The organism is Nostoc sp. (genome assembly GCF_036917395.1).
Taxonomy (GTDB): Bacteria; Cyanobacteriota; Cyanobacteriia; order Cyanobacteriales; family Nostocaceae; genus Nostoc.
Map to the genome: position 1 here is coordinate 1 of NZ_JBALDI010000083.1, position 1,227 is coordinate 1,227.

At 38.7% G+C, this 1,227-nt stretch carries 1 protein-coding gene; it reads left to right on the forward strand.

Features of this window, described 5'->3' with window-relative positions; translation table 11 throughout:
* Window positions 1-93 precede the first annotated feature (93 nt).
* Window positions 94-1,215, forward strand: coding sequence for an AAA family ATPase (locus tag V7K46_RS29120; protein WP_335119459.1), 1,122 nt, complete (start codon window positions 94-96; stop codon window positions 1,213-1,215).
* The last annotated feature ends 12 nt before the right edge of the window (window positions 1,216-1,227 follow it).

Sequence of the window (1,227 nt, forward strand, 5' to 3'; positions counted from 1 at the left end):
TTTTACTATTCTACAATCAAACGTCAAGAAGATGGCGTATATTCTAATGGAATGTGGGTAGTATTAATCTTAAAGTTAAATAAAAGTTAAATAATGCGTATTTGTAGCCTTGAAATCAAAAATTTTCGTGCGATTACTGGTCTTAAGCTTACAGACTTGAGCGAGGTTGTTGTTATTGCTGGGTCAAACGGCTGTGGAAAGTCATGCGTTTTGGATGCAATCCGACTGTTAAAGTCAGCCTATGGAGGTTATCAGCAGAATGAGTTGCAGCAGTGGTTCAATGAATTCCAAATTAATAGCAGTAGACAAGAGGATATCTTATCTCTGTTTCAAGATAAGAATCAGCCAATAGAGGTAGTTGTAGAGATTTGGCTATCTCCTGAAGAAAATAACTACCTTTTAAATGAGACAAATAAGCTATTACAAGATAATGCAAGTAGTCTTCTACAAAATCAAATTTGGCAGGGGGCCTCACTTCAAGATTGGCAGGGGGGATTCACCAATGTAGAATCTCTGGCAGTGCAACAACGTATATACACGCCTATTAGAGAACAGCATATCAGAAAGACAGTTCCATCTCTAATTAAGGATTTAAAGCAGACTTCTCACGTTGGTCGTATAACAATACATCCTAATAGTAATATAGACATAGCACCATCACAAATTCTTGAGCTTGTATTTGGCAATTATAAGCCCCAGCACATTGGCATCATTGATTATCATGGAGCTAGTCGAAATTACGCCCGTGAAAAAATTAACGCAATTAACCTTAGTCTTGAGTCAAATGAACAGCAATTGCGGCAACATACACTCTACAACTACACAAACAAATATTTAAACTTGAAGGCAGAAATGGCTTCAGGCTATATTCGTCAACTTCTTGCGAAAGAGATTAGCACAACGGGTGGCGAAAGTGACACGCTAACTAATACATTAAAAGAACTGTTTACAACTTTTTTCCCTGGTAAAGAGTTTTTAGGAGCGCAACCTCAGGCTGATGGACAGCTCCTATTTCCTGTACGAACTACCTCTGGTGCCATACATGATATCAATGAGCTAAGTTCTGGTGAGAAGGAAGTTCTCTACGGCTATCTGCGTTTACGGAACACGGCTCCTCGGAATTCTGTACTTTTAACCCACCTTCCGCACCCCAAGTGTCACAACCGGAAATTACTTAGAGAAAAAAGGCAAGTAAGAATAAAAACACACATCTAGAGGCAAAAAAAT

Excerpts from the sequence above, each read along its gene's own strand:
- V7K46_RS29120 (WP_335119459.1), top strand. The coding sequence starts at position 94 with ATGCGTATTTGTAGCCTTGAAATCAAAAATTTTCGTGCGATTACTGGT.